This window comes from Bacillus sp. IS1, from assembly GCF_032461585.1.
GTDB classification, from domain to species: Bacteria; Bacillota; Bacilli; order Bacillales; family Bacillaceae; genus Bacillus; species Bacillus velezensis.
This window is the reverse complement of record NZ_JAWCWR010000004.1, coordinates 1-24326: the sequence shown is the minus strand read 5'-3', so window position 1 is coordinate 24326 and position 24326 is coordinate 1. Positions and strand designations below refer to the sequence as shown.

Genomic DNA, 24326 nt, shown 5'->3' with positions numbered 1-24326 from the left:
TCCTTTACATATAATTTAAAAACTTCCCTTGCTTCCGCTGTAACTCGTGCCGCCCCTCGTGACTCCGCCGTCATTGTCATTATCTTTATCAGGCTTTTTTTCTCTTGTAACGTCGGTTCGGATATATGTGTCGTGCTGGCTCAGCACTTCAGACGTATCGTGATCCATATACGTGCTGCCGGTGACGGTGACCTTGCCGCCGGAATTGTACACCATCACAGTGACGGCGATTCCGGCCGCGGCTGCGGCAATAATGAGCTGAAACCACCATGTGAGCAGCAGATTGTCAGACTTGTCGTCCGGGCTTTTCCCCATATCTTTATAAGCCATCTTGATGTAGGTCTGAAACGCCTTTTCATAATGGCCTGCGGAAATATCTGACGAGATCGTATTCCTGATCGTATTCAGCCGGCTGTTATTCAAATACGTCTCCGCCTTTTTATATCCGGAGATAAATACTTCCCGATTTTTCATATCAATGGTCAATATCGCCGTACTTCCGCTAAAATGACTGTCATAAAAATCACCGGCGTACTGCTCGATGTCCTTACCGCCCGTTCCGTTTGCGGTAAGAATGATAAAATCAGTATGGCGCTTTGCCCCCAGCTTCCCGGCCAATTCCTCAAGTTTCTTCGTTTCATCCTTCGTTAATAAATGAGCATTGTCGTAAACATATTGCTTCTGTTCCGCGGCAGACGCCGATGTATGTAAAGAAAAAGACAGCATCAGAAAAAGGACAAAGCAGAAGAGACACGCTTTTTTTATCGATACTTTCATCAAAAACCGCCTCCTATCATAAGTGAGACGAGTCTTAATGCTACAAACGCACCGGCGGTTATGCCGCCGAACCACGCGGCCACTTTTCCGGCACTGATCGGCGGTTTGCCGACAACCTTGCCCGTCTGCCCGTTCATCGCAAAAATGTGCTCAGCCCGCTCATAGTCGTAGCTGACCATCCAGACCGGAAGCAGTACGTAAAAGCTGCTGATTTTATCGGTCTGAATCTGCTCATCCGTAATGTCAGCCGTCGTATATCCGGAGAAGGTGGATCTGATATAAGAATCAATATAATGGCTGATTTTATCCTTCGCCCGCGGAAAGAGATCGTCATCGGTATAATTGTACTTTTCCGCTATATATCCCGCTAAATAGGCCGTATTAAACTCCTTCAGCTCACTGTATGAGTAAGGCTCCAATTTGTCCATTAATTCATCATTCATTTTTTCTGAAGCGTCGACCGGAATTTTGAGATAATCAAGATTGATATCGCGGTACGCGTTGTAATACTCGGTCTCCGTCACCCGGTATTCTCCATCATCATAGTGATGCACTCTCGTACAAACGGCATTGACCTGAACCTTGCTGTTTAAATCAAACATCCAAAACGGCACGTACATGCCCGTTATGCTCTTCACCCGATCGGCAGACATAAATCCTTTCGGTGTCAGACGGCCGTTTCGGCACCACTTTTTAAAAGCGCTCATGGCCTCTTCTTTACTGATCGTAAAAGGGATCACCATCGAAGGCGCGAGATTTCCCGATAATCGGTCGGCGAGAACGGCGGCTCCTCCGCAAAACCCGCACGTCGTGGCCGTCGTTTCCGCCTCAGTCATTAATACCGCGCCGCAATTCTCACAGCGGTACTCGTTCGCCTCATTTTCGGAAAATCTCGTCGTTATATACTCTTTTGGCAGGCTCTCAATCTGATCCTGCCGCCCGCAGCTGTGACATGTCAGCATGCCGGATGAACTGTCAAAGACCATATCATCGCCGCAGTTCGGGCATTTATAAGAAATGATCATTCTGTTTCTCTCACTTTCTCTTTATATCGGACAAAGCTGCAGCCCGCTGTCTATTGATCTTTACTGAAAAGCATTTTCTGCTTGAGCGCCGCCAATTCATCATCGACACTGCTTTGATTGCTGTCATATTTAGCCGTCAGATCGTCAATATCGTCTTTCGGAGACGCGTTCAGCTCAACCATCGCATTGGCATGATCAAGCGCTTGGTTGACCTTGTCTTCCATTCTGCCGAAAGCTGTCAGCGATTGGCCCGCATTTGACACAGAGGACCCCAATTTGTTCATTCTCTCCTGCGTTTTTGCCACAGACCACTTCGCTTTGATGGCATTTCGGCGCGACTCAAGCTCTCCGATATCAGCGACAAGCTTGTCATGCATTTTGCGCATTTGAGACGCGTTGGATGAAGCGAGCTGATAAGCCGTTTGCAGCTCGGTCAGTCTTGATTCAACAGCCGCTTTCCTTTCCAAAAATGTCCGCGCATCAGCTTCATTGCCGGCCTGCAACGCTTTCATCGCATAACTTTCCATCTTTTCGGCATCAGCCTGGCATTCAGTTAGCGCTCTTTTCGCCCGCTGTTCCTCAGCCATGACAGAAGCCGTCTCCGCTTTCACTTTTCCTAAATCACTGTTCAGATTCCGCAAATATTGATCAACCATTTTTTCAGGGTTTTCAGCTTTATCCAGCAACGCATTGATATTACTTGACATGATGTCTTTAAATCTTCCTAAAATACTCATTTTTCATTTTCCTCCCAAAATTAAATAGTAACAAGTTCACAGTTATATATACTGTTTTTTTCAAAAAAAGTTTCATTTTCTCTTGAATTTATGTATTTTTATATGAAAATAGTCTCATTCAGCCCATTTGTGCCGGCGGAAATTCTTTATGACCAGATACAGTGAGAACAAAAAATAAACAAACAGCCCGATCATCAACCCGCTCACTAACGGATAATGCTTCGCCGCATACACAAAGAAATCCAGCTGCGAAATCTGTTCCGGACTTGTAATCGTATCCGTCCCATTCAAAAGCTTTGAGAATTTAGCCGTATAATTCCAATCAAACGAATCAGAAACAAGCTCACTCCCCTGATACCAATTGACAGCGGCAAGACAAAGAAAACAAAAAACAGAAAACGCGCATTGCACAATAAGAAAAACATGTTTCATGAAAAACATTCCTCCGCGGTTCAATATCATAGGCCGTCACACTATACATGACGGCAGCAGCAGAAACTTGGTTTTACTCAGAACTGATAAAAACGTGATTGTATGTACTTCACAGCGGTTCAATTTACTGGATGCCTTTCTAAAGTATACCGTATATCGTAAAGGGTTTCAGACCTAAATAAAGAGGATGCTTCCCGAAGTCCGATGACTTTCAAGAAACATCCTCCATACTTTACAGTGATACTTCAACCTCTTTTAAGCTCGGCAAAGCATCGATCGCACCGATTTTGGTGCACACGAGCGCCCCCACCTTATTGGCAAATGAGACAATATCACGCAGCTTCGCAAAATCATCGGCTGCCGTCTGAATCTCATCGGTGCGCGCCAGCTGATACAGCGCCGCGCCGACAAACGCATCTCCCGCTCCCGTTGAGTCTATTGATGTCACCGGAATGCTCGGAATGATGTCAATATCCTTCCCATTTGATAGAAGGGTTCCGCTTTTCCCGAGTGTCACCGCCACAATGCCGGCTCCGATCTCATGAAGAACCGCAACACCTTCTTTATGATCCTTCGCACCGCTGATGATCTCAAGCTCTTCGTCACTGACTTTCACAAAATCACTTACGGCAACGGCTTTTTTTGCGGTGTTTATAAACTCTGAAACTCTTCCTTTCCATAAATCCTCACGGTAGTTAGGATCGAAGGAAATAAACTGTCCATTGTCTTTCGCAATCGACATCAGCCGTAAATAGGCTGAGCAAAACGGATCAGATAACAATGCTGTCGCTGATCCGAAATGAAGGATTTTCGCATCGTTTACCTTTTCCAGATCAATATCATCCAGCGTAAACAAAGCGTCCGCTCCTCTGTTAAACACAAAGTCGCGCTCCCCATTTTGTTTTAATGAAACAAACGCAAGCGTTGTAGGCGCTTTCTCATCCATGACGAGCATAGAGGTATCGACGTGTACGGCGTCCAATGTCTGCTTCAGAAAATACCCGAACGGATCTTTGCCTGTTTTTCCGCTGAAAGCGGCGTCTCCGCCCAGCTTAGCAATGGCTGCCGACACATTCGCCGGTGCCCCGCCGGCACTTTTTAAGAAATTACGTCCTTCCGTCAAATCAACATCCACTTCGGTACAAAAGAAATCAATTAACAATTCTCCAATACAAATAACAGATTGGCTTCCCACATTATCACACTCATTTATCAATTCTCGATTATAGTTTCAGTATAGTGCTTTCTGTCATAAATACAACCGTTTACATAGAATATTTTAAATTTTACGTATACTCATCTTGCAGCTCTTTGCTCCAGATCAGACATCACCTGCTGATATTTTTTTTCAGTTAAAGGATAAAAAGAAATAAGAATAATAGACAGCAGAATGAACAATCCCGGAATGAGCGCATTCATATTTTTAATCGCATTCAATGACGAGGCCGTCTGATCGGTATTCGCGGCATATCCGGCGATTCCGAGATAAACGGCCGAAAATGACCCGGCTAGCGCAACTCCGAGCTTATTGATGAAACTCATGCTCGAAATCACCACGCCATCAGCCCGGACTCCGGTTTTCCATTCCGCATAATCGACACAATCGGCAACCATTCCCCAAGCAAGCGTATTTAAAGGCGTCGTAAAAAATCCCGAAACGAAAAGCCAAAAGAAAATAAGCGGCAGCGAAGAATACGATGTAAACTGAAGGCCCGCATAAGAAATCAGCGATAGCGCCGCCGTGATGATCATAACCTGCTTCCGGCCCCGCTTCTCAGAAAAGAAAGGAATAAACAGATTGCTGATCAGCGCTGCCCCGAAAAACAACACGGTTCCTAAAAACACAAATTCCTTATGGCTGACGTTATACGTAAAATAGTACACCATCGTGCTGAGCTTAATGTTAAACCCAATCGCAAACGCCAAAAATGCAGAAACCAAAATGAGCAAAGGCTTGTTTCGGAACAAAACAGACAACGTCTTTTTCATTCCTTGTTTTTTTCTTTTTTCAGGCTGAATCCGTTCCCGCACAGTAAAGAAACTGAACAGATTCAACGCGATGCTCACCGCCGCATAGATAAGCGCCGTCATCTGGAATCCAAACGCCTGATCTTTCCCGCCAATGGCGTCCGCAAGCGGTGTCGCACAGGAAATCGATAACAGAATGCCGATATAAACCAAAATCATCCGGGTCGTCGTCAGAACCGTCCGTTCCTCCACGGAATTCGTCATCCGTCCCGTTAAGCTGTTGACCGGAATCGTCTGCATGCTGAAGGACATCCCGAGCAGAATATAAGTGATGTACGCATAAACCATGTTCCCCGTCTCGCCGAAATGAGGGGTCGTGAAGCATAAGAACGTAAATAGCGCAAAAGGAAACGCCACCCACAAAAGATACGGCCTTGCCTTTCCCCACCTTGTATTCGTCTTGTCTAAAATCACGCCCATAATCGGGTCAAAAATAGCGTCCAGCACCCTTACGATAAGAAACAAAGCTGCGATGACCGCAGGCTTAATGCCGCCGACGTCTGTATAGTAGAATAATAAGTATGCGTTTACAAACTGAAAGATAATATTGTACGACATATCGCCGAATCCGTAGCCGATCCGTTCCATCCAGGACAGGCCGCGATGTTTCGTCTTTACTGCCGCTGCTTTTTCTGTTTCAATCATCATTTCCCACCCCAAGAATCCGTTTTCATTTTTGATAAGCAAGAGGGAGAATGCAAAGATCCTCCCCGTTCACTCAGCGATTTGGATACACCATCACTTTTAAGCATTCATTTTTGTATTGAAAGGCCCGTTCCATCGCCTCTTCCGTCTTCTCCAGCGGATATTGGTCCGTTATAAGGTGCTTCGTGTCCACTATGCCGGAAGCGAGAAATTCAATTCCCTTCGGATACGTATTCGCATAACGGAAGATTCCGTATATATCAATCTCGTTATCTGCAATAAATGGCACATTGAGCGGAATCTCGTTCTGAGAAGGCAAACCGACAATCGCCAGTTTTCCGCCCCGGCGCACGGAAGCCAGTGCGGATTGCAATGCCGCCGGATTCCCCGCTGTTTCCCAAGCAGCATCAACGCCTCTGCCATTCGTGATCGTTTTGATTTCTTCACCGGCATCCTGTTCCCGGACATTGATGACATGCGTCGCTCCCATTTTTTTCGCAGCTTCTAACCGCAGCGGCTCCAAGTCGGTCACAATAATTGTGCCTGCCCCGTATGCTTTCGCTGCCGCAACGGCCATCAGCCCCACAGGGCCCATTCCCATGATCGCAACCGTTGAACCGGGCTGAAGCTTTGTTCTCGCGGCCGCATGAATGCCGACAGAAAACGGTTCGATCAAAGCCGCATCTTCATAGGATAGTGAATCCGGAATCGAGAAAACAAAGTCCTGACGCATTTTGATATATTGGACAAACGCGCCGTCAACCGGCGGTGTCGCCAAAAACTGTACATCCGGGCAAAGATTATAACGCCCCTCCTTACACGCCTCACAGTGTCCGCATGTGACACCGGGTTCGACGGCGACACGGTCTCCCACCTTGAATTGATCGACAGACGATCCGACAGCGGCAATTTCTCCCGCGCATTCATGACCGAGGATAAATGGTTTTTCCACTACATAATTGCCTATTCTGCCATTTGTATAGTAATGCAGATCAGATCCGCAAATTCCGACAGCCATCACCTTAATCAACACTTCATCATGATTGATCTCAGGCACGGGCAATGTTTCGATTTTGATTTCTCTCGTGTTGTGCATAACCGCCGCTTTCATATTTTGAGGCACTGTGTGAGTCATTTGGCAAAATCCTTTCTCTGCTTTGAAATGTAAGTGCATACATTTTTGTTTTCTCTATTACTGCCCCTATTTTATCTGCTTTTCAAGACGTACAACAGCCTTTCCTGCTGTATAAAAGGACAGCCGCACTGTACTTTTTATTTTTTCATATACAAAAAACACTGAATTGATAAAATAGTACTAATAGGAGGTGCAGGCTAATGGCTGAACTTGAAAACCGGACACAATTTGCAGAACTGCTGGCACCTGCCGTCAAATCGCTGAAACATCATCCTGATTACAAAATCAAAAGGACAAAGAATGTAAAAGCCGGACAGTCTTTTATAGATCAAATCGCACTCCGAATAGGCGTTTCCTCTAACACGATCAAAAGCTGGATCGGACAGATGGGCGCAAACTACATTCCCGGACGAATTGACGACGGAAAGCTGTTCGGAATGATCTGGATCATTATAGAAAAGACTGACATGGATCCTGAATGGCTGACCGGCCTTCTGGAAACCACCACCATTCCCGTCATCAAACCCGCATTGCCCGTTTGGACGGCGTCTTGTCTAAAAAAAGCAAAAATACTCCGGAAAGACGGATCATTCGGAGCGCCGAGTGATGAAGATATTGAAAAAGCAGTAAAGCGGCTGTTTCATGATAGACCAAGCCACGAAACGAATGCGCTTACAAGAAAGTCCGTTACGCATAACTTACCGTCACGCCGGACCGGGAACTTTATCGGACGCGGCTTTGATATGGAAGCAATCCGGCAATGGATGCTGTCTCCGTCACCGGTCTGTTTAATCACGGGCTGGGCCGGCATGGGAAAAACAACAATCGCTCTTGAAGCAGCCTACCTTTGTGCCGGCAGTTCACCAGATTGGCCGGCATTCAACAGCATCATCTGGATCAGTGCGGATTGGAAAGGATTGAGCTTCAGCGATTTTTTAAACACGATCGCCTATCAGCTCGGACGCACAGAACAAATCGACAAATCAATCAACGAAAAACGGTTCGTCGTCCGCAATGCATTAGCCGCTCATTCAAACGAAAAACCAGTATTGCTGATCGTTGACAGCATTGATACAGCGGAACGTGACATTCACGAATTTATCATCGGCCTTCCGCAAGGCGTAAAAGTCCTCCTTACGGCACGGGAAAACGTAAAACAGACATACCGGGACGGCCTCGGGGAACTGGCGGCCATCCAGCTGAGCGGCCTTGAACAAACGGATGCCCTTGAATTTTTCCATCAAGAAGTGCACCGCTGTCTGCAAACATGCAACCTCCCGCATAAACGGGAAAAGCTGGAGCAGCTATTGCAGCTATCGCCTGACCTTAAGAATGAATTCATCTCGGCAGCCGCCGGCAATCCGAAGGCGATGGCACTCAGCATCGCTTACATGTCAGACGACGACATCCCCGCTCCCCAGCTCATTCAAGAGCTTAAACAGGCAGGCTATTCACTATTGGAATTGTTTGAGATTCTCTTTGGCCGCACATGGGACAGATGTCATGAAGACACACGAAAACTGTGGCAGACGCTTTGCTTTTTCGCTAAGCCCCCTGATGAAAAAAGCTTGGCTCAAGCGGCCGGATTAGACGTCCGGCGGTTTCATTACGCGATTGAGCAAATGCGGTCATATGCTTTAATACAGCCGGAACGAGGCGAAGGAAGAATTCAATACGCTGCCCATCAAACCGTTGTCGCTTACGGAGAACAGCACTTATCCGAAAATCACGAATTTGAAAAAGAAGCCCGCAGCCGCTGGGCGCATTATTATATTGATTATGCGGAAACCCATATAAAGCGGGAACAGCCCAATTCTGTCTATTGGAGCTACTTGCTGGGACGGAATTTAGAGCAAATGAAAAAGGAATGGCCGAACATCCTAAAGGTCATCGAATGGTCGAGCGAAACCGGACAACATGACATCCTGATCAAACTCATCATCCGCATCAGCCACTTTCTAAGCAGAATCAACCTGCCCCTGCGAATCGAATACGGATTAAAAGCCGCCGATGCCTCCCGTCAATCAGGCGAACACACGCGGGAAGCTTACTTTCGGATCGACACGGCAGGCTGGGCGCTGATGGAAGTCAACGATTCAGACGGAGCTCTCAGGCAAATAGAAGCCGGCCTGAAGATACTCGAACAATCAGGCGCGCCGGATCACGACGACTTGAAAGTATGGGGAACCGCCCTGCTATCGAGGCTGCTGTTAAAAATCGGAGAACCGAAAAAAGCGGCAGCAATGCTGGACGGCATCAAAGATCAGCCCGTCTCGCCCATTATCCGGCACAGGGTTCTTCTGGTCCGCGGCGACCTGAGTTTCGCCCGCTCTCACTACGAAGAAGCCATCACATTATACGAAGCGGCAAACACAACCAGCGCCGCATACGGCGGCGAAAAAACAATAGAAGCCTATTTCAACCTGGGCATGGCTTACGTAAAGTATGATCAACTCGAAAAAGCGGAAAAAGCCTTTGAACAAATGCTCTATGACAAACACAACGCCAATCAAGTTGAACTGATCTACTATTATTACGGAATGGCACAGCTGTTGTATCGTAAAGGAGAGAAAACGAAAGCGATGGAATCGAATCAGAAAGCCATTCGTCTGATTGATTCGTGGGAGCCTGGGATTGGGATTCGGGGTGAGGTGGAAGGATTAAATACGTTGATTTGAAGATTCGCTAGATCCACCAAAATAATTCATAGATTCATAAAATATAACAACGAAACTCATATCGGGTTTCGTTGTTATATTACAAGTTATTATAGTTTTAAATTTTCAAGTCTCATTGAATCATTATTTAACTGAAATCTTATATTATAAGCAGTCCACAATATTTTGTTTTCTCCCTCAGAACAAAAATTCCCCAGTTGGAAATTTTCTATAAGTTCTTGTTTAAATCTTAAAGTACCCATTTTTTTATATCTCTTTAATCTTGGAGGAAGACATGTTAAATTCATTATTTCTTTTATAAAGTTATCGGTAATAAAATACTCGTAACTTAAAAGAGTTATTTCTTCAATAATTTCATTATTATTGACTGTTACCAAAGCAACTTTATCAAGAAAAGTAAAACTCAAATATTTATCATTAGTAGTAAATACAAAATCCTCATTATAAAGTGAAGATATTTTCATATCAATATTCCTTTTAAAGTAATTGATATATGCATCGAATGCATTTTTACTAACTGATAACTGTTTCATTGTATGTCAATTCACCTTTCTAGATTAAATCTTCATCCATAAATTCATTTACAGCATCAGTATCTAATTGATCATACTCTCGAACATTTCTATTTAATATTTTCTTAAAAACTTTATCTACGATTTCAGGGGTTATCACTTCTTGTGAAAACATCTGAATAAGGTACTTACTGAAGATATTTCTAGAATTTGATAGATGAACATAGTTATCTCTATACAGTTTATGGATTTTCAATAATACATCCAAAGTAATAAATACAGGCCTAGCATTTGAGTTTTCTCCCAAATTCTCATAGAAATGCTCTTGCATAGTTGTAAATTGTGCCTCTTTAAACTTATTAGAAATAAAAATATGACCCGTCAGCTCTTTCTTATCGCTAAAATTTTTAATAATATCATTATCATTTAATTTATTTACATATTCTGTAGCTTTTCTCTGTTCACTTTTTGTTAAATTGTAGCCTTTATTGTCCTCATTTAACTTACAGTCATAAGAAAAAACACGTTTGATTTCGTTTTCTGTTGCACCACGTTGAAAATGGGTAATTGCAAAAATTCCTTCAGGAAGAGCTTTTCCACTAGCCTCCTTTCCCCACTTTATAGAGTTTGGAAACAAATCTTTAAGAATTGCATAAATGTCATCTTCAAATTTTTTATTAGTATATTTCTTAGAACTAATTAGAGATGGACTTTCAACAATTGAACTCAAAGAGGTTGCTGCAATACTAGCTGCATTATGGACGTAAGATTTAAATCTTTGCTTTAAATTTGATATTACTTTAGAGTATAAGGATGGGAACATTTGTTCCTCCCTTACATATATATTACCAAATGTAATAGAGTGTAGGCAATCACTATTATAAGAATGAGAAAATTTTTCTAATTGACCAATTAAAATTATAATTGTTGGTGTCATCATCGTTTTTAATCTATTTATAATTGAAAGGGGTATACTCTGATCAGTAATTAATACCTGCAATGTTTCATCTTGTTCTTTATGTTTTAGGTTGAAAAAGCTATAAAGTTCATTCTCACCTAGAACTAAATTTGATTCACCTTTAGATATATCCCAACTATCTAATTTCTTCAAAGATTTTCTAATAAATGCTTTAATTGACTGTAAATTTAAGCTATACTCATTTATATTCTTTATTTTCAAATCTGGGTTTTCACATTCTGGACATCCATTATTCAAATCTATCTCTTCCGTAATTTCACGCTCCAAATTACATATTGAACAATAAAAATTTCTCTTAACTATAGGATCAATTATTGAATTTTCTTTGAGTTCTTGAAGAACTTCCAAAGCATCTGAATCTAAATTATCTTCCTTTTTTATTCCCATTATATAATCCACTTTGTCTGCTTTGCCTGCTTCAAATTTTGAATTTATAATTTCTTGATTAAGTGGTATTCCAAACTTAAGATTGAAATTCTTCACGATATTTTGTTTAGTTTCTTCATCTAACCTACTATCGTTCATTGTAAATAAAACATTGCCGCTCTCCAAAATAATTGATCGGATGCTCCTACTTTTCCCTTTAGATTTTATTGTTAGGCTTTCTATATCCTTAAGGCTTTTTAGATTTATACAATTATTTATATGTGCATAAATAACTGATGGCCAAATATCCTGATTCTCCAACTCCAAAGTTACTTTTGGCGAGTTACTAATAGGACTTTCTCTAAAAGTTATTTTATTTACTATAAAATCATTAAGTTCAGCTTTATTGGGTGAAATGCCTTTAGTAAAAGCTATAATTACATCTTCCGGTGAATAATCATTAAAAATCTCCGTCTTTACTAATGTAGGATGGCATCCATTAAAATTTTCTTTAAAGTACTTTATAAGTCTTCCTTTTTCCTTTTCAGAAGCTCCCTTTATCTCTATGGTTTTCTCATCAACATCGATACAGAATAGCAGTGGAACTACTTCCTTATTTCTTAGTGCTTTGTCAAAGTCGGGACGAGTAGCATCATTGATTTGTTTATACAGTATAACAATAATCTTCGAATTTATATTCAAATAAGAAAAAACTTTGTACTTTCTGTCCACTCCTGCAAACAATGCATCTACTAAGGTCTCTTTATATTCATTCGGTATCTTTAAAGCTTCTTTTTTTGATATTTTCTTTTCAAAGGTATATAAGTCACCTGTATTCTTTATATCCCACGAGTAGAGAGTATAAATATCAATCATTGTCTGCAAGGAATTATCAATTAGATGCTTTAACTTAACTAAAGTTGAAGAATTAAATTGTTCAGTTTCACTCTCAAATTTGTATTTATAATACTTGTTTATTGCACTTCTTCTTCTATTTTTAAAATCTTGAAGAATAAGTATCTCTCTTTTTTTGTCTAAGTCTATATTCAATAAAGAAGTAATATTATTCTCTTTTCTTTCGTCCACTCTTATATTGTATAAGATGCATAAATCAGCAATAACATCTTTTTTTTGTTTATTTAAAGTATTTTGCAATTGAGAATTGATAATGAGTGGCTCAAACTCCATTATTGAATCAATAGAAACCCCCAATTCTCTCCAAAATCTCTTATCAGCTAGATTTACATCTTGGTATTCTGAATTTAAAGACACTAAAGTTCACCCTTTTACAATTTTTATACTTTATTTGATAATACTATAAAATGTTTCGTTTTTTTACACTTTTTTGTTTTTTAGTATTAATCTGTATTACAAATTTTTTAAAAAAAGAGACCACTTCCTATTTTAGGAAGTGGTCTCTTTTTTATAGAGACTGTATTAATTGATCCCTGTTCATCAAAAAGGAACCAGTATGATACACTCAAAATGTCAATTTTAATCTTATGTTTACATCATGCCGCCCATACCGCCCATGCCGCCCATGTCAGGCATTCCTGCGCCGCCGGCGTTTTCTTCCGGTTTGTCAGCGACAACGGCTTCAGTTGTTAAGAGCATTGCTGCTACAGAAGCTGCGTTTTGCAGGGCTGAACGTGTAACTTTTGTCGGGTCAACGATACCTTTTTCGATCATGTTTACCCATTCGCCGGTTGCTGCGTTGAAGCCTACGCCGATTTTTTCGTTTTTCAGGCGCTCAACGATGACAGATCCTTCAAGACCCGCATTGTGTGCGATTTGACGGATCGGCTCTTCAAGCGCGCGAAGCACGATGTTGATACCTGTTTGCGCATCGCCTTCAGCTTCCACTGCAGCGACTTTGTTGTATACGTTGACTAGCGCTGTACCACCGCCGGATACGATGCCTTCTTCAACAGCTGCGCGAGTTGAGTTGAGGGCGTCTTCGATGCGAAGTTTACGCTCTTTCAGCTCAGTTTCAGTCGCAGCGCCGACTTTGATGACAGCTACGCCGCCGGCAAGTTTCGCAAGACGCTCTTGTAATTTTTCTCTGTCGAATTCAGAAGTTGTTTCTTCCACTTGAGCGCGGATTTGGTTGACACGTGCAGCGATTTTTTCAGTGTCGCCGGCGCCTTCTACGATTGTTGTGTTTTCTTTCGTTACCACAACTTTAGAAGCGCGTCCCAATTGTCCGATTTCAGTAGATTTCAGGTCAAGGCCTAAGTCTTCTGTGATTACTTCTCCGCCTGTAAGAACAGAGATGTCTTCGAGCATTGCTTTACGGCGGTCACCGAAGCCAGGAGCTTTAACGGCAACAGCGTTGAATGTGCCGCGAAGTTTGTTGACAACGAGTGTAGCAAGAGCTTCCCCTTCAACATCTTCAGCGATCAGAAGCAATGGTTTGCCTTGCTGTACAACTTGCTCAAGCACAGGAAGGATTTCTTGAATGTTTGTGATTTTTTTGTCTGTGATTAAGATGTAAGGATTATCAAGAACCGCTTCCATCTTATCAGAGTCAGTCACCATGTAAGGAGACGCATATCCGCGGTCGAATTGCATACCTTCAACAACTTCAAGCTCAGTTGTGAAACCTTTAGACTCTTCGATTGTGATAACGCCGTCGTTTCCTACGCGCTCCATTGCTTCAGCGATAAGGCTTCCGACTTCCTCATCAGCAGCAGAGATCGCAGCAACCTGAGCGATAGACTCTTTGCCTTCGATCGGCTTAGAAATTTCTTTTAAGTTTTCGATTGCAACGGTTACAGCTTGTTCCATACCTTTACGCACGCCGACAGGGTTAGCCCCCGCAGTTACGTTTTTAAGGCCTTCGCGGATCATAGCCTGCGCAAGTACAGTCGCAGTCGTCGTACCGTCACCGGCAACGTCGTTTGTTTTGCTGGCTACTTCAGCTACAAGCTTCGCACCCATATTTTCAAACGCATCTTCAAGTTCAATTTCTTTTGCGATTGTCACACCGTCATTTGTAATTAACGGAGAACCGAATTTTTTCTCCAGAACCACGTTGCGTCCTTTTGGCCCTAAAGTTACTTTTACAGCGTCAGCAAGCGCATCGACACCGCGAAGCATAGCGCGGCGTGCTTCTTCACTAAACTTAATATCTTTTGCCATGTTAACGAAACCTCCTCGAATTTTTAAAAATATTTATTTGCTTAGCCGATAACAGCTAAAATGTCGCTTTCACGTAAGATTAAGTATTCAGTACCTTCGTATTTCACTTCAGTACCGGCGTATTTTGAGAAGATAATGCGGTCGCCCTCTTTTACTTCTAAAGCAACGCGCTCTCCGCTTTCCAACACGCGACCTGAACCGGCTGCCACGATTTTGCCTTCTTGCGGCTTTTCTTTTGCAGAATCCGGTAATACGATTCCGCTGGCAGTTTTTTCTTCAGATTCTACGAGTTCAATGACAACGCGATCACCTAATGGCTTTAACAATGTAATAACCTCCTCAATAGTATGAATATGTAATTTTAGCACTCAGCTCTAAAGAGTGCTAACACAGTTATTATAATAAAGAATCTCACTTCCAATTTCAAGTCATAAGAATAAAAAATTTTCACGCTTACATGATTCTCTCTCACACTGATTTTCTCCTTTTTTCACGTAAAGTTCACTTGTGTTACAATAAGAACAAATAAGTTGATTTTATAGGATAAAGGAGTACATATCATTTGAGAAAACAGTATTGGTATATCATTTTGACATATGTTATCATGCAGCTTTCCGTATTGGTCGGCATTCCTTTAATGTACAAATTCGGCTATGCGGGCGGGCACCCTACGAATGCGAATCTCACCATGGCTCAGGGGATTTATTCCGTCGTAAGCTTTTTTATCTGCCTGATTATCGTTCTCTTGATTTTGAGAACCGCGCCGAAGCAGACATTAAGAAATGGGAAGAAAGCATCCGCCGGCATGTCCGTTCTCTGGGCGGTCGCGGGAATATGGCTCGCTTTATTTTCTCAGGGAATCGCCGGGATGATTGAGCAGTATGTCTTTCACGTGGACAGCGGTTCCGAAAACACGAAAGCCATTCTCAACATTATTAAAGCCATGCCGCTCATGATTATCGTTTCTTCTATCGTCGGGCCGATTCTTGAAGAAATCATTTTCCGGAAGATCATCTTCGGGGTATTATATGAAAAAACGAATTTCTTTATCGCCGGACTGATCAGTTCCGTCATTTTCGGCATTGTGCATCAAGACCTCACGCACCTGCTGCTGTATTCGGCCATGGGCTTTACCTTTGCGTTCTTATATGTGCAGACGAAACGGATTATTGTGCCGATATTCGCCCATGTCATGATGAATACCATTGTCGTGGTCATGCAGCTCGGCCCCGCCCAAAAATATATTGAACAGCATAGTGAGCAAATGCAATTAATTATTGGAGGATTGTTTGTATGAGGAACCCAATGACTTGGGGCTTGATTTATTTCGCAGTCGGCTGTATCTTTACGTATTTGGCCGCAAGCTCTCCGGGAAGCATGTGGTCTTTTTATTCCATACTGCTGATGGTTTTCGCCGCTTATAATATCAGCATTTCGTTTAAAATGTTCGCTTTCTCATTTAAAGTGAAAAGAAATCAAAAATAAAAGAAAAGCCATTTCTCTTCATTGAGAAATGGCTTTTTTTATGCTGATACGTCCTGATCAGATTCACTGCCGGTCTGCCTTTTCCGGTACGCCGCTTTTGAGATCAGAATGCTGATCTCGTATAAAATGCAAAGCGGAATGGTAATCATCAAGTGAGACAGCAGCTCAGGCGGCGCAATCATCGCGGCGATCACAAGCAGCACAAAATACGCGTACTTCCTGATCTTTGATAAAAACCTCGGCGTGATAACACCGAGTCTCGTTAAAAACATGATCAGCACCGGCATCTGAAACAGCAGCCCGAACGGAATCGTCAGCTGCAGCAGAAAATGAAAGTACTCGGTAATCCCGATCACCTGGTTGACATCCAGGTCATTCGAGACCCGCTTCATAAAATCAACGACCAGCGGAAATAAAATATAATAAGAAAACGACACACCGCCGACAAACAGCACGATCGAAATCGGAATATAGCTGAGTGTTACTTTGCGCTCCTTCTCATACAGACCCGGGCTGACAAACGCCCAAATCTGATAGAGAATAATCGGCGAAGTCAAAATGATGCCGATGATAAACGCGAACTGCAAAAAGATAAACAGCGGATCCGTCAGGTTAAAAGCATTAAGGGTGAGCTCTTTTACTTCATCGGCTTTTTGAAGATACACAATGATAGGTTTTGCCAGAAAAAAGCCTGCAATAAAGAAAACCGTAAAGGATAACGCCACAATCAGCAATCGTTTCCGAAGTTCGGCAATATGCTCCACAAGCGTCATTTGATTCACTCTCATACGCGTCATCCTATCTTACTGTTCTTCTTTCTTTTTTTCCTCTTCTTCACCGGCTAATCCCTTAGTAGCGTTCTTAAATTCACGAAGCGTGTCTCCCGCCGCTTTTCCTAATTCGGGAAGCTTCTTCGGACCGAAAATAATCACCGCCACCACACCGATAACCGCCAGGCTTCCAGGACCGATCATGTGCAGCTCCTCCTTTCGCTATTCAATTTCTTCCAAAACAGAATAATGCTTTAAGAAATAAACCAATGATTGAAGCTCTACAGCTAAATCTATATGATGAATTCGAATGTGATCCGGCACATTCAAACGGGCCGGCGTAAAGTTAAGGATTCCCTTGATTCCGAGCGACACGAGCCGGTCGGTGATTGACTGCGCGGCAACCGCCGGAACGGTAAGAATCGCCACGGGTTCATCCTTAATGTGAAGCTCTAAATCATTAAGATCAAAGACAGGCACACCGCCTACCTCAGTTCCTATTTTACTCTGATTCACATCAAAAGCCATAGATATTTTGGTGTTATTATTTTTTGTGAAATTATAGTGAAGAAACGCCGTCCCTAAATTCCCGACACCGATCAAAATGACATTCGTCGTTTCATCCTGATCCAGTGTTTTTCTGAAAAATGACAGCAGGTAATCCACATTATAGCCGTATCCTTTTTTGCCGAGCGCCCCGAAATAGGAAAAATCCCGGCGGATCGTGGCCGAATCGACTTTTACCGCGTCGCTCAGTTCAGCTGATGAAACGCGCTGCTTTCCTGACGCGTGTAAATTCTTTAAAAAGCGATAATAAAGCGGCAGCCGTTTTGCCGTCGCCTGTGGAATTTTTGATTGATCCTTGTTCATGATTGGTCCTCCACTTTATACTCAGATGCATCTCTTTTAAAATCACCGTTTTTGCCTCCTGTCTTTTCCATGAGGCAGGTCGGGCCGATGACCATTCCTTTATCCAGCGCCTTGCACATGTCATAAACGGTCAAAGCGCAGACTGAAGCGGAAGTTAGCGCTTCCATTTCCACACCTGTACTCCCTTTCGTTTTTACGCTTGCCTGTATATGAAGAACGGCTTCGGAATCCTTTTCCTCCCAGCCGAATGAAATGTCGACGCTGCTTAAAGAAAGCGGGTGGCACATCGGGATAATCGCTGACGTCTGCTTTGCGGCCATAATTCCTGCCACCTGTGCGACAGCCAGCACGTCTCCTTTTCCGATCTCGCGGTTTTTGATTCTGCTGTACACGTCATGCTTCATGTGTACGCTGGATATCGCAGCGGCAGTACGGACTGTTGAAGATTTATCGCTTATATCCACCATGCGGGCACGGCCTTCTTCATTAAAATGAGAAAATCCATTCATATTTAAACTCTCCTTACTTCTGATCATACACTATTTTCTCCCTGATGTCTTATCCTATAATGTTCCAATTCTGATGTATTGTTTGCTGACAGCAGGTTGATAAGCTACACTTAACTTATTATAACAGAGGTGAAATAATATGATGATCTTACAAATTAATCAGCTATCCAAATCTTTTGGCGCTGATCCTATTTTAAACAATATAAAGCTTGAAGTCAGATCTCGGGATCGCATCGCCATAGTAGGCAGAAACGGAGCCGGCAAATCAACTCTCCTTAAAATTATCGCAGGTCACCTTTCATATGAAAAGGGTGAATTAATCAAACCGAAAGAATTAACGATGGGATATCTTGCCCAGCACACAGGCTTGGAATCCCGGCTTACCATAAAAGAAGAACTGCTGAGCGTTTTTGATTTCCTGAAAGCAATGGAAAAAGAAATGCGCTCTATTGAAGAAAAGATGGCCACGGCCGCCCCGGCGGAGCTTGAGACGCTGATGAAAACCTATGACAGGCTTCAGCAGGATTTCAAGGATAAAGGCGGCTATCAATATGAAGCGGACGTCCGCTCTATCCTTCACGGCCTCGGCTTCGGAAAATTTGACGATTCCGTGAAAGTGCAAAGCCTGAGCGGCGGTCAGAAAACAAGACTTGCGCTCGGAAAACTGCTGCTGACCCAGCCTGATCTGCTTATTCTGGATGAACCGACGAACCATCTCGACATCGATACGCTTACATGGCTTGAGCATTATTTACAGGGATATTCAGGCGCCATTCTGATCGTTTCCCACGACAGATACTTTCTTGATAAAGTCGTCAGCCAAGTGTACGAGGTCTCACGGACAGAAAGCAAAAAATACCTCGGCAACTACAGCGCCTATTTAGAACAAAAAGCTGAGCAGTATGAGAAAGACCTGAAGCTGTATGAAAAACAGCAGGACGAAATCGCCAAGCTTCAAGATTTTGTCGACCGCAATCTGGCCAGAGCTTCTACAACGAAAAGAGCCCAAAGCAGACGAAAACAGCTTGAACGGATGGACGTCATGGCAAAGCCGCTCGGGGATGAAAAATCAGCCGCCTTCCGTTTTGACATTACAAAACAGAGCGGAAACGACGTCCTGCGCGTACAGGATGTTTCCATCAGCTATGACGGCCAGCCTCCGCTCTTGAAAAACCTGACCTTCGGCATTACAAGAGGCGAAAGCGCCGCCCTCGTCGGACCGAACGGAATCGGCAAATCAACTTTGCTGAAAACCATTATGAATACAATCAGTCCGGAATCCGGGTCGATCACGTACGGTTCCAACGTCACAATCGGCTATTATGATCAGGAGCAGGCTGAACTGACCTCGTCCAAACGCGTGCTGGACGAGCTGTGGGATGAATATCCGGACATGCCGGAAAAAGAGATCAGGACATGCCTCGGCAACTTTCTGTTCAGCGGAGACGATGTCCTGAAACCGGTCCGTTCGTTAAGCGGCGGGGAGAAAGCAAGAGTCGCGCTTGCCAAGCTGATGCTTCAAAAAGCAAACTTTCTCATCCTAGATGAACCGACAAACCACCTTGACCTGGACAGTAAAGAGGTGCTGGAAAACGCCCTGATCGACTACCCGGGAACACTGTTATTTGTCTCGCATGACCGTTACTTTATTAACAGAATCGCCACAAGAGTGCTGGAGCTGTCACCTGATCATGCAGAAGAATATTTGGGAGACTATGACTATTACACCGAGAAAAAAGCCCAGCAGCTGGAACTGGAAGAAATGAAGCGGCAGGAAAAGGAGCAGGCTCAGCCTGCCGGCAAGGTCAAACAGGATACGAAAAGAACTTACGAGGAAGAAAAAGAATGGAAGAAGAAAGAACGGCAGCGCCTGAGACGCATTGAAGAAATCGAAGCGGCCGTCTCATCCGCCGAAGAGAAAATCAGCGCCAATGAGGAGCTGCTGTGCGATCCTGACGTGTATCAGGATCATGAAAAGGTACAGACCATTCACGCGGAGAATGAAGCTCTGAATCAAGAGCTCGAAAACTTATTAGCAGAATGGGAGGAACTCTCCTCAGAAGAATAGAAAACGTCAAGCACCTCTTTAAGGGGTGCTTTTTTATCCACAGCTATCCTCCTTGTCAGCCATGTAAGTAAGCGTTTTATACACACTATCCACAAAATTTTCTGACTTTATCCACTTTACTAACAACTTACAGCCCCTTATCCAGCCTGGATTTCTGAATATATTCACAATCCTGTGGATATGTTAGAATTATCTGTTAATAAGTAAAAAAAAAGCCTCACGTTTTACAACGTGAGACGATCAAAAGATGTTAATTCCAAACCGGGCTGTCCGTTCATATCATATGAACCCCGGATCCCCTTTTCAAAAGCAACGGTTCCGGCAGCCGCAATCATCGCTGCATTGTCCGTGCATAAAGAAAGCGGCGGGATGACAAGCTCGGGATCTCCCGAATGACTGAATTCCTGCTGCAGTGCGGCTCTCAGCCCTTTGTTAGCGGCTACGCCCCCTGCCAGCAGCACTTGTTTAACCCCGTATTCTTTCGCGGCCTTTGAGGTTTTTGCCGTCAGTACATCAATGACACTCTGCTGAAAGCTTGCGGCAAGATCCTCCGGAGGAATCACCTCATTTTTTTGCGAGGCGTTATGAAGCGTGTTAATCACGGCTGACTTTAGGCCGCTGAAGCTGAAATTGTAAGACCCTTCTTCCAGCCATGCACGCGGAAGCGGAATGGAATCCGTTCCCACAGCAGCCAGCTTATCAATCTGCGGCCCTCCCGGATAAGGAAGCCCCATCGTTCTTGCCACTTTGTCGTAAGCTTCGCCTGCGGCATCATCCAGCGTTTCACCGATAACCTCGAATGAACCGTGCTCTTTCATATAAACCAATTCCGTATGTCCGCCTGACACAACCAAAGCAAGCGCCGGGAACTGAAGCTCTCCTATCAGCCTGTTTGCATAAATATGACCCGCAATGTGATGGACGCCGACTAGCGGTATTTGATGGGCAAAGCTTAACGCCTTTGCCGCATTGACTCCGATTAACAGAGCTCCGACAAGTCCGGGTCCTTCCGTTACGGCAATCGCATCAAGATCATCAAAGCCCATCTCCGCTTTTGAAAGAGCTTCCTCAATCACAAGGGTAATCTGCTCCACATGATGTCTGGACGCTATTTCAGGCACGACCCCGCCGAAACGTTTATGGCTTTCTATTTGAGAAGCGACAACGTTTGAAATAATTTCATTCCCGTTTTTTACGACTGAGGCCGCTGTTTCATCACAGCTTGTTTCGATTCCTAATACATAAATATCTTGTTTTTCACTCATGTAATGTCACCCACATTAATAACGCATCTTCCCCGTTATCTGTATAGTATTGTTTTCTGATTCCACCGGCCTGAAGACCGAATTTTTTATATAAGGATTGGGCGGGATGATTTGAGACCCTGACTTCGAGAGAGAGCCTTCTTGCCTTTTTTTCTCTGCACAATTCTATCGCAGAGCGAAACAGCGCTTCTCCCAATGATTGGCCCCGATATTCCGGCTTAATGGCTATGTTCGTAATCTGCGCGTCATCTATAATAATCCAGATTCCGCAATACCCCGCCAGACAGCCGTCCTTTTCAATGACAAGGTAGTGGGCATACGGATTTTCCAAAAGCTCATGATAAAATGAATCCTTCGTCCACGGAGAAGTAAAGGATGCTGTTTCAATTTCATAAATTTGATCAATATCTTCCGGCCGCATGCTTCGAATCGCCGTTTTCGTTTTCATCCCTATCACCCTATTTTTGAGATTCCATCCATTTCGCTTCAGCCTCTGCCAGACGCAAATAATCCGGAACAAGGCTGTGGACATCCGCTTCTTCTTTTTCCAAGCCTAAAAACGCCAGCTCTGACGGCCGCGGATTATGCTGTGCAGCCGTTCCTATCACTGCTTGAGATGTCAGCTCATGCAGAATGGTTTCTTCATGAATGGCTGTATCATGCCCTAAAAATAAAACCGGAGACGCTTTTTCTTTCAGCATGCCGAGCCAGTCAGTCAAAAGGACATTCTGATCAGGAAGAACGGATTGTAATCGGCCGTCCTGATATTCATAAAGTCCCGTATATACCTGTCCGCGCCGGGCATCAAATAACGGGCAGATCAGTCCTTGAAAGTGCCGTCCGTTAGCCGCCAGCACCTCCAGGCTCGAGACAGCGGAAACCGGAAGCTTCAGCGACCATGCCAATGTTTTTGCCAGCGTCACACCGATTCTGACACCTGTATACGATCCCGGTCCTTTTGCCACCGCTATTTTTGTAAGATCCTGCGGTGTTAGGCCGCAATCCTTCAGCAATGAATTGACAGCAGGCATGGCCCGCACGGAATGATTCTTTTTTAAATATGTAATATACTCCGCCATCACCGTTTTGTCACGAACGAGCGCGGCACCCAGCGTGTAATTTGACGTATCAATTGCCAGTATTGTCATGTTTATTTATCTCCTCACAAAGCGTTTCATACCGTGTTCCGCAAGCCGTAAAGGTAATGTCCCTTGCCTCATCACCGGCTCTCTTGATGACGATCTGCAGCCGTTCAGCAGGCAGCTGATCCTGAATTAAATGAGCCCATTCAATTAAACAGACGCCTTGTCCCTCAAAATATTCTTCAAGCCCTAAGTCTTCGCTTTCATCCTCCATACGATACACATCCATATGATATAGAGGAAGCGAACCGTCATGGTATTCTTTTATAATTGTAAAAGTCGGGCTGTTTACCACTCTCGTGATTCCCAGTCCTTCGGCAAAACCCTTTGTAAAAGTCGTTTTTCCCGCGCCTAAGTCGCCTTCCAGTGTCAAAATGTCTCCCGGCTTTGCCAAAGAAGCGGCAAGCTTGGCTACGGCTTTCGTTTCTTCGGGGTTTTTCGTTCTCCATTGTAATGTCTTCAAAGTGAGTCACCCGTCTTATTTAAAATGATTGTATCCTTTTTTCTCAAGGACGATTTGTCTGTGATCATTGGCTGTCAAAAGAACACATGCTTCCTTCCGTTCAGACACCGCCCCTATCTTCGCAATCGGAATGCCCGATTGAGTGCAGTAATCAAGCAAAGAAATCCACTCTTGCTGAGAAACCGTTCCAACCAATTCAAAATCTTCACCGCCGAATAACACCCATTTCTTCCACTCAGAATCTGCCTCAGGCAAATCCGGATGCACCGGCAGAAGTTGTTCTTCAATTTCTATCGTAACTGAACTTGCCGCAGCTATTTCATGCAGCTCACTGGCCAATCCGTCACTGATATCATTCAAAGCCGCGCGCTGAAGCTGAGAGCAGAAGCGGCCGACCTGAACTCTCGGAACGGGCCGTTTATGTTTTCGGATAAAATAATCACTCGTATGAAAAGCAGAAGGGAGTGTTTCTCCCAATAAAAGAGACAGTCCTGCTGCGGACGAGCCGATATCCCCCGTAACAAACACAACATCCCCGGGTCTTGCCGAGCTTCGCAGACAAGCGCGATCCTTCTCAACTTCTCCGATGACAGTAACGGTAATTACGGCTTGACCGGAAGCGGAGACGGTATCTCCCCCGATCAAATCCATTTTATATAGTTTCGCCAGTTCCGCCATTCCTTCATACATTGCCTGGACGTCAGCTTTCTGCCAGCAAGAAGGAACCGCTAGAGACACCAAATAAAACTTCGGAATGCCTCCCATCGCCGCCACGTCACTAATGTTAACAGCAAGCGCCTTATAACCGATATCATGAGGAGAGGAATACTCTAATTTAAAATGGACATTCTCCACCATTGTATCAAGGCAGACAATTTGCTGCATATGGGGTGACGCTGTATAAACCGCACCATCATCACCGATCCCTACATCGACGGAAGGATGATAATGCGAATGCGGCGTAATACTGTGAATCAAATCAAACTCATCCATATATCTCCCGTCTCCCTTTCTGACGCTCTTGTGAAATACAGCTCTTTCTAGTGTATCGGATTATGTTTCAATATCCAAGACTTTAACGATATAAAAGAAAGCTTGGTTAGATACCAAGCTGCCAGCATTTAAAAGAAAACACAAAAAAAACGAAAACATGATCGTTTCGTTTACAATAAAAATGGCGGTCCGGACGGGACTCGAACCCGCGACCTCCTGCGTGACAGGCAGGCATTCTAACCAACTGAACTACCGGACCATTTAATTTTTGGTTGCGGGGGCAGGATTTGAACCTGCGACCTTCGG

At 43.9% G+C, this 24326-nt stretch carries 24 protein-coding genes and 1 tRNA gene; 4 read left to right on the top strand and 21 right to left on the bottom strand.

What is annotated here, in order from left to right; translation table 11 throughout:
* Nucleotides 1–15 precede the first annotated feature (15 nt).
* From RUW00_RS15505 to gutB, 7 genes are all read right to left on the bottom strand, one after another.
* Nucleotides 16–777, bottom strand: a complete 762-nt coding sequence (locus RUW00_RS15505; RefSeq protein WP_014417077.1) for a TPM domain-containing protein — start codon at nt 775–777, stop codon at nt 16–18.
* Nucleotides 777–1802 carry a TFIIB-type zinc ribbon-containing protein gene (locus RUW00_RS15500; protein ID WP_017419002.1) on the bottom strand — a complete coding sequence of 342 codons (1026 nt, stop codon included), beginning with the start codon at nt 1800–1802 and terminating at the stop codon, nt 777–779. Before RUW00_RS15500 ends, RUW00_RS15505 begins: the two co-directional genes overlap by 1 nt.
* 50 nt (nt 1803–1852) lie before the next feature.
* Complete coding sequence (locus RUW00_RS15495) at nt 1853–2539, bottom strand: PspA/IM30 family protein (RefSeq protein WP_280144904.1); 687 nt, start codon at nt 2537–2539, stop codon at nt 1853–1855.
* 114 nt (nt 2540–2653) lie between these two features.
* A complete protein-coding gene (locus RUW00_RS15490; protein WP_014417074.1) occupies nt 2654–2971 on the bottom strand; it encodes a YjdJ family protein in 318 nt (105 codons plus the stop codon).
* 232 nt (nt 2972–3203) lie between these two features.
* Nucleotides 3204–4166: a carbohydrate kinase family protein gene (locus RUW00_RS15485; protein WP_280144903.1), complete on the bottom strand. Its 963-nt coding sequence runs from the start codon at nt 4164–4166 to the stop codon at nt 3204–3206.
* A 101-nt stretch (nt 4167–4267) separates the two neighbouring features.
* The gene (locus RUW00_RS15480; protein ID WP_190664110.1) at nt 4268–5644 is read right to left on the bottom strand and encodes an MFS transporter; all 1377 of its coding nucleotides are present in this window, start codon (nt 5642–5644) and stop codon (nt 4268–4270) included.
* 73 nt (nt 5645–5717) lie between these two features.
* Nucleotides 5718–6779: a sorbitol dehydrogenase gene (gene gutB / locus RUW00_RS15475; protein ID WP_280144902.1), complete on the bottom strand. Its 1062-nt coding sequence runs from the start codon at nt 6777–6779 to the stop codon at nt 5718–5720.
* Between the two features lie 200 nt (nt 6780–6979).
* Between gutB and RUW00_RS15470 the strand changes: the two genes are divergently transcribed.
* Nucleotides 6980–9457 carry a tetratricopeptide repeat protein gene (locus RUW00_RS15470; RefSeq protein WP_280144901.1) on the top strand — a complete coding sequence of 826 codons (2478 nt, stop codon included), beginning with the start codon at nt 6980–6982 and terminating at the stop codon, nt 9455–9457.
* A gap of 89 nt (nt 9458–9546) precedes the next feature.
* On the opposite strand, the gene RUW00_RS15465 is transcribed toward RUW00_RS15470, so the two are convergent.
* From RUW00_RS15465 to groES, 4 genes are all read right to left on the bottom strand, one after another.
* Nucleotides 9547–9990, bottom strand: a complete 444-nt coding sequence (locus RUW00_RS15465; RefSeq protein ID WP_280144900.1) for a hypothetical protein — start codon at nt 9988–9990, stop codon at nt 9547–9549.
* A 19-nt stretch (nt 9991–10009) separates the two neighbouring features.
* Complete coding sequence (locus RUW00_RS15460; RefSeq protein ID WP_280144899.1) at nt 10010–12586, bottom strand: hypothetical protein; 2577 nt, start codon at nt 12584–12586, stop codon at nt 10010–10012.
* A gap of 234 nt (nt 12587–12820) precedes the next feature.
* Nucleotides 12821–14455 carry a chaperonin GroEL gene (gene groL, locus RUW00_RS15455; RefSeq protein WP_003155941.1) on the bottom strand — a complete coding sequence of 545 codons (1635 nt, stop codon included), beginning with the start codon at nt 14453–14455 and terminating at the stop codon, nt 12821–12823.
* Between the two features lie 41 nt (nt 14456–14496).
* The gene (gene groES / locus RUW00_RS15450) at nt 14497–14781 is read right to left on the bottom strand and encodes a co-chaperone GroES (protein WP_003155970.1); all 285 of its coding nucleotides are present in this window, start codon (nt 14779–14781) and stop codon (nt 14497–14499) included.
* 236 nt (nt 14782–15017) lie between these two features.
* On the opposite strand from groES, the gene RUW00_RS15445 reads away from it, so the two are divergent.
* Nucleotides 15018–15752 carry a CPBP family intramembrane glutamic endopeptidase gene (locus RUW00_RS15445; protein WP_280144898.1) on the top strand — a complete coding sequence of 245 codons (735 nt, stop codon included), beginning with the start codon at nt 15018–15020 and terminating at the stop codon, nt 15750–15752.
* Entirely contained in the window at nt 15749–15940 is a 192-nt protein-coding gene (locus RUW00_RS15440) for a YdiK family protein (protein WP_280144897.1), read from the top strand. Before RUW00_RS15445 ends, RUW00_RS15440 begins: the two co-directional genes overlap by 4 nt.
* A 38-nt stretch (nt 15941–15978) precedes the next feature.
* Here RUW00_RS15440 and tatC read toward each other — a convergent pair whose 3' ends face one another.
* The 4 genes from tatC to moaC are packed head-to-tail and all read right to left on the bottom strand — an operon-like array spanning nt 15979 to nt 18089.
* Nucleotides 15979–16737 carry a twin-arginine translocase subunit TatC gene (gene tatC / locus RUW00_RS15435; RefSeq protein ID WP_007609791.1) on the bottom strand — a complete coding sequence of 253 codons (759 nt, stop codon included), beginning with the start codon at nt 16735–16737 and terminating at the stop codon, nt 15979–15981.
* Nucleotides 16738–16743: 6 nt separating this feature from the next.
* A complete protein-coding gene (locus RUW00_RS15430) occupies nt 16744–16914 on the bottom strand; it encodes a twin-arginine translocase TatA/TatE family subunit (protein ID WP_003155981.1) in 171 nt (56 codons plus the stop codon).
* 18 nt (nt 16915–16932) lie between these two features.
* Nucleotides 16933–17580 (bottom strand): redox-sensing transcriptional repressor Rex, encoded by a 648-nt coding sequence (locus tag RUW00_RS15425; RefSeq protein ID WP_003155984.1) that lies wholly within the window; start codon nt 17578–17580, stop codon nt 16933–16935.
* Nucleotides 17577–18089: a cyclic pyranopterin monophosphate synthase MoaC gene (gene moaC / locus RUW00_RS15420; protein ID WP_003155986.1), complete on the bottom strand. Its 513-nt coding sequence runs from the start codon at nt 18087–18089 to the stop codon at nt 17577–17579. Before moaC ends, RUW00_RS15425 begins: the two co-directional genes overlap by 4 nt.
* Nucleotides 18090–18228: 139 nt before the next feature.
* On the opposite strand from moaC, the gene RUW00_RS15415 reads away from it, so the two are divergent.
* Entirely contained in the window at nt 18229–20157 is a 1929-nt protein-coding gene (locus RUW00_RS15415; protein ID WP_088056308.1) for an ABC-F family ATP-binding cassette domain-containing protein, read from the top strand.
* 224 nt (nt 20158–20381) lie between these two features.
* Here RUW00_RS15415 and tsaD read toward each other — a convergent pair whose 3' ends face one another.
* The 6 genes from tsaD to RUW00_RS15385 all read right to left on the bottom strand — a co-directional run bounded on the left by tsaD (nt 20382) and on the right by RUW00_RS15385 (nt 24279).
* The gene (gene tsaD, locus RUW00_RS15410; RefSeq protein WP_020955419.1) at nt 20382–21422 is read right to left on the bottom strand and encodes a tRNA (adenosine(37)-N6)-threonylcarbamoyltransferase complex transferase subunit TsaD; all 1041 of its coding nucleotides are present in this window, start codon (nt 21420–21422) and stop codon (nt 20382–20384) included.
* A complete protein-coding gene (gene rimI / locus RUW00_RS15405) occupies nt 21415–21870 on the bottom strand; it encodes a ribosomal protein S18-alanine N-acetyltransferase (protein WP_003155993.1) in 456 nt (151 codons plus the stop codon). The genes tsaD and rimI overlap by 8 nt, the downstream gene beginning before the upstream one ends.
* Nucleotides 21871–21880: 10 nt before the next feature.
* The gene (gene tsaB / locus RUW00_RS15400; RefSeq protein ID WP_007408854.1) at nt 21881–22570 is read right to left on the bottom strand and encodes a tRNA (adenosine(37)-N6)-threonylcarbamoyltransferase complex dimerization subunit type 1 TsaB; all 690 of its coding nucleotides are present in this window, start codon (nt 22568–22570) and stop codon (nt 21881–21883) included.
* Nucleotides 22551–23027, bottom strand: a complete 477-nt coding sequence (tsaE, locus tag RUW00_RS15395; RefSeq protein WP_014417064.1) for a tRNA (adenosine(37)-N6)-threonylcarbamoyltransferase complex ATPase subunit type 1 TsaE — start codon at nt 23025–23027, stop codon at nt 22551–22553. Before tsaE ends, tsaB begins: the two co-directional genes overlap by 20 nt.
* A gap of 15 nt (nt 23028–23042) precedes the next feature.
* Nucleotides 23043–24020 carry a thiamine-phosphate kinase gene (thiL, locus tag RUW00_RS15390; protein WP_095273353.1) on the bottom strand — a complete coding sequence of 326 codons (978 nt, stop codon included), beginning with the start codon at nt 24018–24020 and terminating at the stop codon, nt 23043–23045.
* A gap of 182 nt (nt 24021–24202) precedes the next feature.
* Nucleotides 24203–24279: transfer RNA gene (locus RUW00_RS15385), tRNA-Asp, on the bottom strand.
* Between the last annotated feature and the right edge of the window lie 47 nt (nt 24280–24326).